A 13,459-nucleotide genomic window follows, 5' to 3' on the forward strand; every position below is an offset into this window, starting at 1 on the left:
CGGATGTAAGGTCACAGCGTCCTTATTCGACTACACGTGCACAGGGCGATCACGCGAACGGTCGCCGCAATTCACGATACAAGGACATCCATGCACGCCACCCTGCCCCTGCTCCAGGCCACCGCCTTCCCCGCTCTGCGCCGCGACCGCCTGACCACGCTGCAGGTCAATCTGGGCTATCGCTGCAACCAGACCTGTCTGCACTGCCATGTCAATGCCGGCCCCAACCGTACCGAGATGATGGACGCCGAGAATCTCGCGCTCGTCACCCAGGTGATCGAGGCCCGCGGCATCGAGACCATCGACCTCACCGGCGGCGCACCCGAACTGCATCCGGCGTTCCGCGAAGTGGTCCGTTCGGCGCGGGCACAGGGCGTGAAGGTGATCGATCGCTGCAACCTGACCATCCTGTTTGAACCCGGTCAGGAAGATCTCGGCCAGTTCCTCGCCGAGCAGCAGGTGGAGGTGGTTGCCTCCCTGCCCTGCTATTCGCTGGAGAACGTCGACAAGCAACGCGGCAAGGGAACCTTTGACAAGAGCATCGCCGCCCTGCAGGCGCTCAATGCGCAGGGCTACGGCAAACCCGGCACCGGGCTGGTGCTGAACCTTGTCTACAACCCCCAGGGCCCGTCACTGCCCCCCGACCAGGTCAGGCTGCAGGCCGACTACAAGCGCGAGCTGTTCGAGCACTTCGGCATCGTCTTCAATGAGCTCTATGCGCTGGCCAACATGCCGATTCAGCGCTTCGGCTCGATGCTGATCTCGAAGGGGCAGTTCAACACCTACATGAAGCTGCTGAAGACGAACTACAAACACGACAACCTTGCCGGCGTGATGTGTCGCAGTCTGGTCAGTGTCGACTGGCAGGGCTATCTGTACGACTGCGATTTCAATCAGCAACTGGGTCTCGCCCTGCCCGGCACCTCGATGCCCGTTCGTCCGCATCTGCGCGACCTGCTCAAGACCAACCCCGCCGGCGATCCGGTGCGGGTGGCGGACCACTGCTATGGCTGCACCGCCGGCCAGGGCAGCAGTTGTGGCGGCGCACTCCAGGCCTGATGACGATGAAGAAGATCGCTCTCGTCCTCGCCGCGGCGCTGCTGGTCGTGCTGTTCTTCGTGTTCGACCTGCAGCAGCTGCTCACGCTGGACGGGCTCAAGGCCGGCATGGACCGCCTGACCGCGCAGCGCGACGCGTCGCCGCTCCTGCTCGGGCTGGCGTATCTGGGCATCTACATCGTGGTCACCGCGCTGTCGCTGCCCGGTGCGGTCATCATGACGCTGGCCGGCGGGGCGCTCTTCGGTTTGCTGTGGGGCATGGTGCTGGTGTCCTTTGCATCGACGATCGGCGCCACGCTGGCGTTTCTCGCCTCGCGCTACGTGTTGCGCGAGACTGTGCAGGCGCGCTTTGGCGACCGTCTCAAGGCGCTCAACGAGGGGGTGCGCAAGGATGGCGCCTTCTACCTGTTCACCCTGCGTCTGGTGCCGGTGTTCCCGTTCTTCCTGATCAACCTGCTGATGGGGCTGACACCGATCCGTGCCGCCACCTTCTACTGGGTGAGCCAGCTCGGCATGCTCGCGGGCACGCTGGTGTATGTGAACGCCGGTACCCAGCTCGCCCGCATCGACGGTCTTGGCGGCATTGTGTCGCCCGGCCTGCTGGCCTCGTTCGCGCTGCTTGGCGTGTTTCCGCTGCTTGCCCGGGCGGCGCTCGGCTGGGTGGGGCGTTACCAGGCATGGCGTCACGGCTGACAGTGGCATGCAAACGTTGAAACCGACCCGCATCATCATCTTTGCCAAGGCGCCCGTCGCAGGCTACGCCAAGACCCGGCTCATCCCCACGCTCGGCGCCGACGGAGCAGCGCGGCTTGCGCAGCGCATGCTGACCCACACCGTCGACAACGCGCTGCGCGCCGGACTCGGACCGGTGGAACTGTGTGCGGCCCCCTCGGCCGCAGATCCGGCCTGGCACGAACTGAACCTGCCACCCAAGCTGCAATGGTCCGGGCAGGGCGAGGGCGATCTTGGGGCCAGAATGGCACGTGCGGCGTCGCGCGGGCTCGACGCCGGCCTGCCGGTGCTGCTGATCGGAACCGACTGTCCGGCGCTCGACAGCGATGTGCTTCGCACTGCAGCGCAAGCGCTGACCGATCATGACGCGGCCATCACCCCGACCGCCGACGGCGGCTATGCCTTGCTCGGGCTGAACCGCTTTCACGCCTCGCTGTTCGACAACATGCACTGGAGTGTGCCCACGGTCGCCACCGAAACCCTCGACCGCATCGGGCGCATCGGCTGGCGCGTCGCCCGGCTCCCGGAACAGCACGACATTGACGAAGCACAGGATCTGGAATGGCTGCCGTCGGGCTGGTACGGTAGCGTGCACAGAGTCCCCGCCACGAACTGATTCGCCTGCCGTGAGTCTTATTCGCGTCAGTCCCGGCTGGTAAGCTTGCGGAATTCGACGATCAGGCCGTTTGCCCGTCGCCCCGTCACCCTGTGCCGGGGCTTTTGCAAGCCCGCATCACGCATCGCGCACACTGCACTGGAGCACCCGACATGAAGCGAAACATCCCCTGGATTCTGCTGGCGCTGGCCACCGCGGTGCAGGCGGCCACCCCGGCACCTGCGCCCATCACGCTGCAGCCGGACGAGACACAGGCGGAGGCAGCGGCGGTCAGCGCCAGACTGCTCAGCCGCTACCATTACGAAGCGGTTCCGCTTGACGACCGCATGTCGGAGAAGATCTTCGACCGCTACCTGAAGTCGCTCGACCCCGAACGGGTGTTTTTCCTGCAGGCTGACATCGACCAGTTCTCTGTCGCCCGCACCCTGCTCGACGATGCCATCGCCGGACAGCAGCTCGACATGCCCTTCACCATCTACACGCGCTATGTGGAACGCGTGCAGGAAAGGCTGGGCCTGGCGCGCAAGCTGCTGGAGAAGGGTTTCGACTTCGAGCTCGACGAACAGTACCGCTACGTGCGTACCGATCTGCCCTGGGCCGCTACCCAGGCCGAGATCGACGACATCTGGCGCAAACGGGTGAAGAACGACTGGCTGCGCCTGAAGCTCGCCGACAAGGACGAGAAGGAGATCCGTGCCACGCTCGACAGGCGGTACGAAACCGCCCTCGCCCGCTCCTTGCGCGCGAAGAGCAGCGACGTCTTTCAGGTCTTCATGAACGCCTATGCCGCGTCGATCGAACCGCACACCAGTTACCTCGGACCGCGCGCTTCCGAGGACTTCGCCATCTCGATGAAGCTGTCGCTGGTGGGTATCGGCGCCGTGCTGCAGGAGCGTGACGACTACGTCACCATCCGCGAACTGGTGGCAGGCGGGCCGGCCAGCCGCTCAGAGCGCCTTGCGGTCGGCGACCGCATCGCCGGCGTCGCCCAGGGCGAGAACGCCCCCTTCGTGGACGTGGTGGGCTGGCGGGTGGACGATGTGGTGGGCATGATCCGCGGCGAAAAGGGCACGACGGTCGTGCTCGACATTCTCCCCGCCGACGCCGGCCCGGACGCCGAGCACAAGCAGGTGGTCATGGTGCGCGACACCATCACCCTCGAGAAGCAGGCGGCAAGCAAGACCATCCTCGACGTCGGCAACACAGATGCCAGGAAGCGCGTCGGCGTGATCACGCTGCCGACCTTCTATCAGGACGTCGGCGCGCGGCGCAATGGTGACGACAACTACCGCAGCGCGAGCCGCGACGTGGCCCGGCTGCTGTCCGAACTGAAAGCCGAATCGGTCGATGCGGTGCTGCTTGACCTGCGCAACAACGGTGGCGGCTCGCTCGACGAAGCCATCGCCCTGACCGGTCTCTTCATCCACACCGGCCCGGTGGTTCAGCAGCGCAACGCGCAGGGGCAGATCCGCGTCGAGAGCGACATGATCCCCGGCCAGGCCTGGGATGGCCCGCTTGGCGTGCTCATCAACCGCGCGTCTGCGTCGGCCTCCGAGATCTTCGCCGCTGCGGTGCAGGATTATGGCCGCGGCCTGATCATCGGCGAGCAGAGCTTCGGCAAGGGCACGGTGCAGACCCTGCTCGATCTCGATGAAATGGCCGCCAGCAGGACGCCCACGTATGGCGAGCTGAAGATGACGGTCGCCCAGTTCTTCCGCGTCTCCGGCGGCACCACGCAGCTGAAGGGCGTCACCCCGGATATCGCCCTGCCCTCGCTGGCAGACAAGGAGAACTTTGGCGAGTCGAGCTACGACAACGCCTTGCCATGGACGCAGGTGCAGCCCGCCACCTTCACCCCGGAAGGCCAGTTCGAGGAATTGCTGCCGGCGCTGACGCTGCGTCACGCAGCCCGGGTGACGAGCGACATCGGTTACCGCAATCTTGAGGAAGACGTCGCCGAACTGAACACCCTGCGCAAGCGCAACGAGATCTCGCTCAACGAGGTCGAGCGTCGTCGCGAACGAAGCATGCAGGAGGCGCGCCTCAAGGCCAGGGAGCTGGCACGCGCAGCGGCAGCCGGCGACAGCGGTGAAGCCGCCCCGGCCGCCATTGCGGCGCTTCGCGACGACGGCCTGATCGCCGGAGAGCGGAGCCTGCGCGCCGAACTGGACGCCGAAAAGTCGGGCAAGAACCGGCGCGACGTCCTGCTCGACGAGGCCAGCGCCATCCTGGGTGACATGGTCGAGCTGCTGCAATCGGAAACCGGACTGGCTTCTCGCAATCCGCCCGCAAGCGGCGCCCGCGTCAACTAGGCTGCCGCAGACGCCCAGCCGGAAGGGATGAGCCGGTTACTGGCTATCGCCTTTCGGCTGTGGCGGTGCGTCCATCCATTTCTCAAACCCGGCCACCGGCATCGGCCGGGCGACGTACCAGCCTTGCAGGCTGGCGTTTTCGAGCGTTTCCACGAAGCGAGCCTGGTTTGCCAGCTCCACACCCTCGGAAACGACGCTTGCATCAATGGGCTGCGCGATGGAGAAGAACGGCCGGGCGGTTTGCACAACCGCTCTTCACGCCCGCACCGCTGCCCGCATGCACTGAGTACCGAACGCCAGCAGATGATCATCGAGCGACGCAAGAGCCGACAGCCATACCATCAAATTTAGCCAGGATCTGGGCGTCGGGCACAGCACGGTGGGGCGTATCCTGTGCCGCGCAGGGCTCAACCGGCTGGCGAACCTTGAGCCGGCCAAGCCGGTGCAGCAGCACTATGAGTACCCGACTCCTGGCGGCCTGTTGCACCTGGACATCAAGAAACATGGGCGCTTTCGTCGCCCTGGGCACCGTGTAACCTGCGATCGTCGGCAAGACTCGCCGGGAGCCGGTTGGGAGTACGTCCATGTGGCAATCGACGATCATTCGCGTATCGCCTTCAGCACCATCTGCCCAGACGAGAGCGGGCGCAGCGCCTGCATCGCTCTGCTTCTGGCGGTGCGCTATTACGCCAGCCTTGGCGTTCGTTTCCAGCGCGTACTGACCGGAAACGGTGCGTGCTACAAGTCCCGAATGTTCAAGCGATCATGCCGGCGCCTGCGACTCAGGCACCTGCGCACCAAGCGATACACGCCGCGCACCAACGGGAAAGCGGAGCGCTTCATTCAGACCGCCCTGCGCGAGTGGGCCTACGCCCGACCCTACGAATCCTCAGACCAGCGCGCGGCCCATTTGCTCTTCTGGTTGCATCACTACAACTGGCACAGACCGCACGCCGGATTGAAATATCTACCGCCGATCAGCCGACTGCCGATTACGAACAACCTGGTGGGCTTACACACCTAGGCAGAAAACTGTGCGCTCCCTCGACCCCCACGACGAAAAATCACCGCCTTCACAGGAAGTGAAGTGTCCCGTGGGACACAAATGGGACAGCGAGCTTATAGATAAGCCGGTATCTCAGGATATGTCACGGTATGCCCCCGAAGACGCAGGCGTAAAAAAACCGCCTGAGAGGCGGTTTTTCCACAACATTTCCGTGATGGCGGAGACGAAGGGATTCGAACCCTTGAGACAGGTTTTGCCCGTCTGCTCCCTTAGCAGGGGAGTGCCTTCGACCTCTCGGCCACGTCTCCATCACGAAGGCGGGACTATATAGACTCCCTGCCTCGCGGTCAATTTCAGTTCACGATATTTTTCGATCACGCCACGGAATCGGGTTCGAAGGCCTTGTGCAGCACGCGCACAGCCAGTTCGAGGTACTTCTCCTCGATCGCGACCGGGATTCTGATCTCGGACGTCGCGATCATCTGGATATTGATGCCCTCCTCGGCCAGCGCACGGAACATCTTCGATGCCACGCCCGGATGCGAGCGCATGCCTACGCCGACGACGGAGACCTTGCACATGGTCTTGACAGCCAAAATCGCTGCCGCGCCGACATGCGACCGCACACCTTCGAGCAGGGCCAAGGCCTTGTCGAGGTCGGCGCGACCGACCGTGAAGGAGAGGTCGGTGCAACCGTCCTTGCCGACGTTCTGGATGATCATGACCACGTCGATGTTGGCCTCGGCAACCGGACCGAGTATCTGGTACGCAATACCCGGCTTGTCGGGCAGGCCCACGACCATGCCTTGCGCAAGATCCTTGCGAATGGACGCTTCATCGATACTCAGGATGCGCGCGCGGGTGTGGGCACTATCGGTCTGGATCTTTACCTGGCCGCCGGTGTAACTCTTCGCCCTGATGCCGATCTGCTGCAGCGCCATGCAAAAATGCCAATCGTGACCTGCTCGCCGGTCGACATGACCACGTCGAGTTTACGCGGTTCCGGATTCAAAGAACCGCCTTGGACAGCGCGATCAACCGGTTGGTCTCACCGCTCATTGCCGACACGGTAACCACCACCTGGCGCCCCTGTTTACAGAACTTCGCCACCCTGCGTGCAACACTCCCGATGCGCTCAGGCCTACCCATCGACGTGCTGCCATACTTCTGGACTATCAGGACCATCTTCGTACCCAAGTACCTGTCGGGAAAGGGCTTGACTCTACTCGATGCCTGTCGTTTTGCAGAACTGCAACAAATCCGGGGGTTTGTACTCTTATGGATTGTGGTTAACCCCGATTCGTGATTTATCACCGTTGTATATTTGGTTGGGCTTGATCTATACTCTGGCCATCCTACAACTTAAGTTGTAGGAATCACATACAGACAAATTCAGTCTCAATATATGTCTGACAACTCGACAAAGGACAAAGTCATGAAAAACTCCGACACCCTTGATGTACGCGAAATCCGCCGCAAGCTCGGCCTCAACCAGTCCCAGTTCTGGTCCAAGATCGGTGTCACGCAGAGTGGCGGTTCCCGCTACGAGAGCGGCCGCAACATTCCGCGCCCGGTTCAGGCCCTGCTTCGCCTGGTTCACGTCGAACAGATCGACATCAACAAGGTCAAGCGCGACGACGTGGATGTGGCCGAGTACCTGAAGGCCAGCAACCCGGAGCTGTACAAGACCCTGAAGAAGGAAGCCAAGGCCAAGCGCAAGGCTGGCTAATGGTGGGGAGTGCCGCCCGCAAGCCGGGCGCATGCATGAATCAGGGGCTGACGCGAACCGTCAGCCCTTTTTCCTTGATGCGAGCAGCGATCTCTTCGAGTTCATCGAGCCTCAGCGCCGAAAGGTGGGATGCCTCGGGCTGCCTCGACTCGCGCGCGATGCCGTATAGAAGCACCCCCTGCAGATTTTCGATGCCTGCCGCCGTCAGCACCTCGAGATAGGCGTCGATGTCATGCCGGGACGGCAGTTCGCCGTCCCAGCGGAACATGCAGGTCTGAACCCAGGTCGGACAGCGCGCGGCACACAGCGCCAGGTGGCGGGAAATGGCCTCGGGCTCGAGACGCACACCGTTGATGCGCTCGATTGCGTCAACATCGCCCCCATCGACCTTGAACCAGACCTCACCGTTCGCCGCTGCGAGCAGACTCACCCCCTCCTGCACCCGCGCCTGCGCCATCAGGCTGCCATTGGTGATCAGACGAACGGGAACGCCAGCCCCCAGTCCGAACTCATCATGCAGGCGTGCCACCAGCGCGACCGCTTCGGGGAACACCGCCGCACTGGTCGGCTCGCCGTTTCCCGAAAACGCGATGTCACGGATCTCACGCAGCCCCTCGGGCGCATTGTGCTCGAGCCAGTCGCCGTGCACCAGTGCGTTGAGGAAGCCGCGCAGCTCCGACTCGAGTTGCGCGAGATCGATCTCCGGCGCCTTGCCACGCACCAGGTTCGGCACCTGACAGTAGGCGCAGTGCCAGTTACAGGCGTTGTTGGGATTCAGGTTGATCCCGATTGAAACCCCGCCCGCACGCCGGGACAGCACCGGATAGACATAGGTCAGTCCGGCGAGCTCACGGTCATGATTGTGGATGGTCAGGATCTGCGAGGTCGAAATCATTTTGGGCTCAGTAAGTTGCGTTCGCACGGACAGCGGGAGCGGATTCAGGCAAATGCTATAATCCGCCGCCTTTCAAGCGAGGTTAACCATGCGCATCACCCGTCGTCTCGAATTCGACGCTGGACACCGGATTCCGGATCACGCCAGCCAGTGCCGGCATCTGCACGGTCATCGCTACGCGCTGGAGGTGACGCTGTCAGGTAACATCATCGACGCCGCAGGACAGGCGGTCAACGGCATGGTGATGGACTTCGCCGACGTCAAGAAAGTTGCCAACGAAATGATCGTCGACCGCTGGGACCATGCATTTCTGGTGTACCGCGATGATACCCAGGTGGCCGCGTTCCTCGCCTCGATGCCGGGACACAAGACCGTCACCCTCGATGTGGTGCCGACAGCCGAGAACCTTGCGGCCGAGGCCTTCCGCGTTCTGGACGGTGCCTATCAGGACGTCTACGGAAACCAGCTCCAGCTCGAACGCGTAAGGCTGTACGAAACGCCGAACTGCTGGGCAGACGCGGTACGCGGCGAGCGCTGAGCCGAAACACGGGCGGTGCAGCGAACTTGCTGCACTCAACAGCGGAAAAGCAAACGGGCGGATGGTTTCCGCCCGTTTGCCTTGTGTCGTGTCAGATTGCGTAGCGTCGCAGCCGCATGGAGAAGTCCTGCAGTTGCTGGATGCCGCTCTGCTCGGCGCGCTCGATCCAGTCGTGCAACTGCTTGAGCAGTTGCTCGTGTGTCGCGGTGGAACGCGCCCAGATTGCGGCCAGCTCCTCACGCATGGACACCACGGTGGCGAGGGCCTTGCTGTCGCCGATCACCTCCGCAAGCTGTGCCTTCTGCACTTCGCCCAGGTGCCGCTCTTCACCCGACAGGACCCAGCGCCGCATGGCGCGGGCGTCGAACTTGCCTGCATGGCTTTTCTTGAGACGCTCGATTTCCTCGCTGCAGGTGTGCTTGAGCGACTGCATGTAGCGCGTCATCACGTCATAACGGTGGGTGATGATGGCCTGCAGGGTGTCGAGATCGGGCTGAGGCTTGGCGTCGCTGAACTTCGGCATCGGAATGACCTTCTTGGCCTTGGCCAGGCCCAGGATCTCAAGAATGCGGATGTACATCCAGCCGATATCGAACTCGTACCACTTCGCCGACAGCTTGGCCGAGGTGGCGAAGCTGTGGTGGTTGTTGTGCAACTCTTCGCCGCCGATCAGGATGCCCCAGGGCACGAGATTGGTCGATGCGTCGGTGCAGTCAAAGTTGCGGTAACCGATGTAATGCCCCAAGCCATTGACGACGCCGGCGGCCCAGATCGGGATCCACATCATCTGCACGGCCCAGATCGTCAGACCAATTGCGCCGAAGGCCACCACGTCGATGAACAGCATCAGCGACACCCCGACCACGGAGCGGCGATAGACGTTGCGCTCAAGCCAGTCGTTGGGCGTGCCGTGGCCGTAGCGTGCAAGGGTTTCCTTGTTGTCGGCCTCGATCCGGTACAGTTCGGCGCCCTCCAGCAACACCTTGCGGATGCCGCGTGTCTGCGGGCTGTGCGGGTCTTCGGGCGTCTCGCATTTGGCGTGGTGCTTGCGATGCACCGCAGCCCACTCACCCGTGACCATGCCGGTGGTCAGCCACAGCCAGAAGCGAAAGAAATGGCTTGGCAACGGGCTCAGCTCAAGCGCGCGGTGAGCCTGATGGCGATGCAGATAAATGGTGACTGACGCAATGGTGATGTGGGTCATCACCAGCGCGACAACGACATAGCCCCACCAGGGAAGCTCGAAAAGCCCGGAATACATTCCTTAGAAATCCTTATACAAGAGAAACCTGTGCACCCGCGACACTACACGAGCCACAGCAAACCACCAAACAGTGGCCTTGCCGGCATTCAGACCGGCTCTGTAAACCCTTCGACAGCGGGCGCGGGAGAAAGTGGCGGGAGCAGACGCACTTCTCGCTGCGGATACGGGATACCAATGCCCGCAGCCTTGAATCGGCGCCACACTTCCATGTTGATCTCGGAGGTAATGGCCAGCGTACCCTCCTGCGGGTCTGCAATCCAGCACCCCAGCCGCAGGTTGATGCCATTGTCGCCGAAACCCGTCAGAAAGGCCTTCGGTGCCGGATCGGCAAGCACCCGCGGCTGCGTACCCGCCACGGCAACGAGAATCGCCAGCGCCTGATCGAGATCCGCATCGTAGCTCACCTGAAACACGAGCGGCAGCGCCACCTGGGTATCGCTGAACGTTTCATTCTGCACCACCGAGCTCACCAGCACTTCGTTCGGCACGATGGATTCGATGCCATTCGGCGCCCTGATCACGGTATAGCGGGTGGTGATCTCCTTGACCACGCCCCGCTCGGCGCCAACCGAGATCAGGTTGCCGATACGCAATGAACGATCGACCAGGATGATGAAACCCGATACGTAGTTTGCAGCGATCTTCTGCATGCCGAAACCGAGGCCGACACCAAGCGCGCCGCCGAACACCGACAAGGTGGTGAGGTTGATGCCGACCATCGGCAAGGCCACCAGAAACGCGACCAGGATCAGCAGTGCGCGCATCACCCGCGTCAGCACCAGGCGGACACTGGCATCGAGCCCCGTCGCGCCGGCCAGCCGGCGCTCGAGCACGCCAGCCAGCCACATGGCGACGAGCAAGGTGAGCAAGACCATCGTCAGACCCTTCATCAGGGTCCAGGCCGACAGCTTCTGCCCGCCAAGGGTAATGGACATCGAGTCCAGCCCTTCGATGACCTCGGGCAGCCAGCCCAGAATGTAGAGCGCAACCACGCTCCAGGCCAGGGCCGAGACAAACCTCTCCAACGCGCCCAGCCAGCTCGTGCGGCCGACTGCCTGCCGCAGGGCAAACACGACGAAACGGATCACCGCCAGCGAGGTCAGCAAGGGCACGGCCAGGTCGAGCAGATGGACGGGCTGATAGCGCGCAAGCACTGCCCGCGCAACGACGACCAGCAACAAGGCGGTCAGGGGAAACAGCACGCGCTTGGCGCCATGCTGCCCGAAGCGCCGCGCGGAGTTGAGCGGCTCGGGATCGAGCTGCAGCAGACGGCGATCCCAGGCCCGCTGAATGAACCATCCCACGACAAGCGCACAGACGATGACGGCGAGCTGGCGCAGCATGGCGGCCTGGCCGAGGCCCGACCAGGCTCGCGCAATATTGTCGGCCAGGGCGACCAGATTCGGACCTTGCTGCATGCTCACGGTTTCCAGGGCAGGCGCCGGACGGGCGTCGCTTCGGCGCGATGGCGCCGCCAGTTGTTGCGGTAACTGCGTGCCAGCGGGCAATGCGCACGCATCACCAGCAGATTCTCCGCGTTCCGGTTGTTGGCCGACCAGGTGAAATTGTATGAACCGGTCACCACAGTGCAGCCCGGCCCTTCGGCATCGGCAATCACGACCTTGTTATGCGCTGCGCGATAGCGGGTCTCGAAGGCGACCGGCACCCCACCCGCGAGCAGGCGTGGCACGGCATTCCCGCGCTCGCGCCGGTTCATGCCGGCGTCGGCGAGCACCTCAACGCGAACACCACGTTTATGGGCGGCCACCAGCGCATCGGCAAACGTGCGGCTGGTAAAGGCATAGGCCTGTACCAGCACGCTGTGGCGCGCCTTCCTCACCACGTCGAGCAATAGCTTCTCCGGATCGTCCCAGGGCGCGAAGGCGAGTTCGATCTCGCCCTGCGCGCGAAAGGTCTGCGAAGCGGATGCGCTGCCTGCCAGCGCTACGAGCAGAAACACCTGGAACACCGCCAGCGCCACGCGCCGCCAGCCATCAGTCATCGGCAGCGCCGGGCACTGAAGACTGGCGCTCGAGCACCGCGGCAAAGAAGCCGTCGGTATTGTGCTCGTGCGGCGACAGGCGCAGACGTTCGCCGGTGGCCAGGGTCACGCCCTGACGCTCGAGCACTTCCTGGGCGGACACGGCCTTGAACGCCGGGTTTGCAGCCAGGAAAGCGTCGACCACGGCGTCGTTTTCTTCGGCGAGCAGGCTGCAGGTTGCATACACCAGGCGGCCGCCGGGGCGCACGAGCCGGGCCGCTGCGGCGAGAATGGAGCCCTGCTTGACGACCATTTCATCCACCGACTCGGGCGTCTGGCGCCACTTCAGGTCGGGATTGCGGCGCAGGGTGCCCAGCCCGCTGCAGGGTGCATCCACCAGCACGCGGTCGGCCTTGCCTGCCAGGCGCTTTACCTTGGCATCGTTCTCGTGCGCGATGAGCACCGGATGGACGTTGGAAAGCCCCGAACGCGCCATCCTCGGCTTGAGCTTGGCCAGACGCTTCTCGGACACATCGAAGGCATACAGGCGCCCGGTCGAACGCATCATCGCGCCCAGCTGCAGGGTCTTGCCGCCAGCGCCGGCGCAGAAATCCACCACCAGCTCACTGCGCTTGGGCTGCACCAGCAAACCAAGGAGCTGGCTGCCTTCGTCCTGAACCTCGAAGCCACCTTCGAGAAACAGCGGGTACTTCTGCAACGCAGGCTTGCCCGCAAGCCGGATACCTTGCGGCGACATCGTGCAGGCTTCCGCGGCGAAACCATCCTCGTTCAGCTTCGCGAGCACGGCATCGCGGTCGGCCTTGAGCACATTCACCCGCAGGTCGAGCGGCGCCGGCCTGTTCAGGCTGTAGGCAAGCTGCAGCACCGCTGCTTCGTCGTGACTGGCGAGCAGGCGCTCGGTCAGCCAGTCGGGGAGGTCGGCGCGCTCGGCAACCGTACCCTCGTCCAGCGTGGCCGACTTGATGGACTCGATCCAGTCCCGCTCCGTGGCTGACGCAAGGCCTTCGAACTGACGCATCGGCCAGCCTTCGCCACGAGCCAGCCAGGCCAGCAGCAGCTGACGCGGTGTGGCAGTGGCGCCGGCGATACGACGCAGCCAGCGCAGGCGGCGCACGATGCCATAGACGGTCTCGGCGATGAAGCCGCGATCGCGGTGACCGAGATCGCGATTCTCGCGGAAATGCCGCGACAGAACCGCATCGGCGGGGTGTTCGAAAGACAGCACGGTGCCGAGCACCTGTGTGGTCTGAATGATGAGACCGCGCGAGATGGCCTCGGCTGCCTTGACTGTTTTCTGCATGATATCC

At 63.4% G+C, this 13,459-nt stretch carries 11 protein-coding genes, 1 tRNA gene and 2 pseudogenes; 7 read left to right on the forward strand and 7 right to left on the reverse strand.

What is annotated here, in order from left to right:
- The first annotated feature begins 90 nt into the window (after positions 1-90).
- The 5 genes and pseudogenes from arsS to CEW83_RS08860 form a co-directional block, all read left to right on the forward strand.
- The gene (arsS, locus tag CEW83_RS08835; RefSeq protein WP_108949012.1) at positions 91-1,059 is read left to right on the forward strand and encodes an arsenosugar biosynthesis radical SAM (seleno)protein ArsS; all 969 of its coding nucleotides are present in this window, start codon (positions 91-93) and stop codon (positions 1,057-1,059) included.
- A 5-nt stretch (positions 1,060-1,064) separates the two neighbouring features.
- The gene (locus CEW83_RS08840) at positions 1,065-1,751 is read left to right on the forward strand and encodes a TVP38/TMEM64 family protein (protein WP_108951295.1); all 687 of its coding nucleotides are present in this window, start codon (positions 1,065-1,067) and stop codon (positions 1,749-1,751) included.
- Positions 1,752-1,758: 7 nt separating this feature from the next.
- Positions 1,759-2,406 (forward strand): TIGR04282 family arsenosugar biosynthesis glycosyltransferase, encoded by a 648-nt coding sequence (locus tag CEW83_RS08845; RefSeq protein WP_108949013.1) that lies wholly within the window; start codon positions 1,759-1,761, stop codon positions 2,404-2,406.
- Positions 2,407-2,558: 152 nt separating this feature from the next.
- On the forward strand, positions 2,559-4,718 hold the full coding sequence (locus CEW83_RS08850) for a carboxy terminal-processing peptidase (protein WP_108949014.1): 2,160 nt from the start codon (positions 2,559-2,561) through the stop codon (positions 4,716-4,718).
- Between the two features lie 212 nt (positions 4,719-4,930).
- Positions 4,931-5,742 (forward strand): annotated as a pseudogene (locus CEW83_RS08860) (IS481 family transposase); the annotation flags it as partial.
- Positions 5,743-5,939: 197 nt separating this feature from the next.
- Here the strand turns inward: CEW83_RS08860 and CEW83_RS08865 are convergent.
- Both CEW83_RS08865 and CEW83_RS08870 read right to left on the reverse strand, forming a co-directional pair.
- Positions 5,940-6,032 (reverse strand) — tRNA-Ser (locus tag CEW83_RS08865).
- A 66-nt stretch (positions 6,033-6,098) separates the two neighbouring features.
- Positions 6,099-6,909 (reverse strand): annotated as a pseudogene (locus CEW83_RS08870) (aspartate kinase).
- Positions 6,910-7,159: 250 nt separating this feature from the next.
- On the opposite strand from CEW83_RS08870, the gene CEW83_RS08875 reads away from it, so the two are divergent.
- The gene (locus CEW83_RS08875) at positions 7,160-7,453 is read left to right on the forward strand and encodes a helix-turn-helix domain-containing protein (RefSeq protein ID WP_108951297.1); all 294 of its coding nucleotides are present in this window, start codon (positions 7,160-7,162) and stop codon (positions 7,451-7,453) included.
- A gap of 40 nt (positions 7,454-7,493) precedes the next feature.
- Here the strand turns inward: CEW83_RS08875 and CEW83_RS08880 are convergent, their stop codons facing one another.
- Entirely contained in the window at positions 7,494-8,348 is an 855-nt protein-coding gene (locus tag CEW83_RS08880; RefSeq protein WP_108949015.1) for a radical SAM protein, read from the reverse strand.
- A gap of 88 nt (positions 8,349-8,436) precedes the next feature.
- On the opposite strand from CEW83_RS08880, the gene queD reads away from it, so the two are divergent.
- A complete protein-coding gene (gene queD / locus CEW83_RS08885) occupies positions 8,437-8,886 on the forward strand; it encodes a 6-carboxytetrahydropterin synthase QueD (protein ID WP_108949016.1) in 450 nt (149 codons plus the stop codon).
- Positions 8,887-8,977: 91 nt separating this feature from the next.
- Here queD and CEW83_RS08890 read toward each other — a convergent pair whose 3' ends face one another.
- From CEW83_RS08890 to CEW83_RS08905, 4 genes are all read right to left on the reverse strand, one after another.
- Positions 8,978-10,147, reverse strand: a complete 1,170-nt coding sequence (locus tag CEW83_RS08890; RefSeq protein ID WP_108949017.1) for a fatty acid desaturase — start codon at positions 10,145-10,147, stop codon at positions 8,978-8,980.
- 89 nt (positions 10,148-10,236) lie between these two features.
- Positions 10,237-11,568: a mechanosensitive ion channel family protein gene (locus CEW83_RS08895; protein ID WP_108949018.1), complete on the reverse strand. Its 1,332-nt coding sequence runs from the start codon at positions 11,566-11,568 to the stop codon at positions 10,237-10,239.
- 2 nt (positions 11,569-11,570) lie between these two features.
- Complete coding sequence (locus tag CEW83_RS08900) at positions 11,571-12,152, reverse strand: phospholipase D family protein (RefSeq protein WP_108949019.1); 582 nt, start codon at positions 12,150-12,152, stop codon at positions 11,571-11,573.
- Entirely contained in the window at positions 12,145-13,452 is a 1,308-nt protein-coding gene (locus CEW83_RS08905) for an RsmB/NOP family class I SAM-dependent RNA methyltransferase (protein ID WP_108949020.1), read from the reverse strand. The genes CEW83_RS08900 and CEW83_RS08905 overlap by 8 nt, the downstream gene beginning before the upstream one ends.
- Between the last annotated feature and the right edge of the window lie 7 nt (positions 13,453-13,459).

Origin of the sequence: Parazoarcus communis, from assembly GCF_003111645.1 — a bacterium.
Lineage (GTDB): Bacteria > Pseudomonadota > Gammaproteobacteria > Burkholderiales > Rhodocyclaceae > Parazoarcus > Parazoarcus communis_A.

Coding starts and splice junctions, on each gene's coding strand:
- CEW83_RS08875 (WP_108951297.1), top strand. CDS start 7,160: ATGAAAAACTCCGACACCCTTGATGTACGCGAAATCCGCCGCAAGCTC.
- arsS (WP_108949012.1), top strand. CDS start 91: ATGCACGCCACCCTGCCCCTGCTCCAGGCCACCGCCTTCCCCGCTCTG.
- CEW83_RS08845 (WP_108949013.1), top strand. CDS start 1,759: ATGCAAACGTTGAAACCGACCCGCATCATCATCTTTGCCAAGGCGCCC.
- CEW83_RS08850 (WP_108949014.1), top strand. CDS start 2,559: ATGAAGCGAAACATCCCCTGGATTCTGCTGGCGCTGGCCACCGCGGTG.
- CEW83_RS08900 (WP_108949019.1), bottom strand. CDS start 12,152: ATGACTGATGGCTGGCGGCGCGTGGCGCTGGCGGTGTTCCAGGTGTTT.
- queD (WP_108949016.1), top strand. CDS start 8,437: ATGCGCATCACCCGTCGTCTCGAATTCGACGCTGGACACCGGATTCCG.
- CEW83_RS08905 (WP_108949020.1), bottom strand. CDS start 13,452: ATGCAGAAAACAGTCAAGGCAGCCGAGGCCATCTCGCGCGGTCTCATC.
- CEW83_RS08895 (WP_108949018.1), bottom strand. CDS start 11,568: ATGCAGCAAGGTCCGAATCTGGTCGCCCTGGCCGACAATATTGCGCGA.
- CEW83_RS08840 (WP_108951295.1), top strand. CDS start 1,065: ATGAAGAAGATCGCTCTCGTCCTCGCCGCGGCGCTGCTGGTCGTGCTG.
- CEW83_RS08880 (WP_108949015.1), bottom strand. CDS start 8,348: ATGATTTCGACCTCGCAGATCCTGACCATCCACAATCATGACCGTGAG.
- CEW83_RS08890 (WP_108949017.1), bottom strand. CDS start 10,147: ATGTATTCCGGGCTTTTCGAGCTTCCCTGGTGGGGCTATGTCGTTGTC.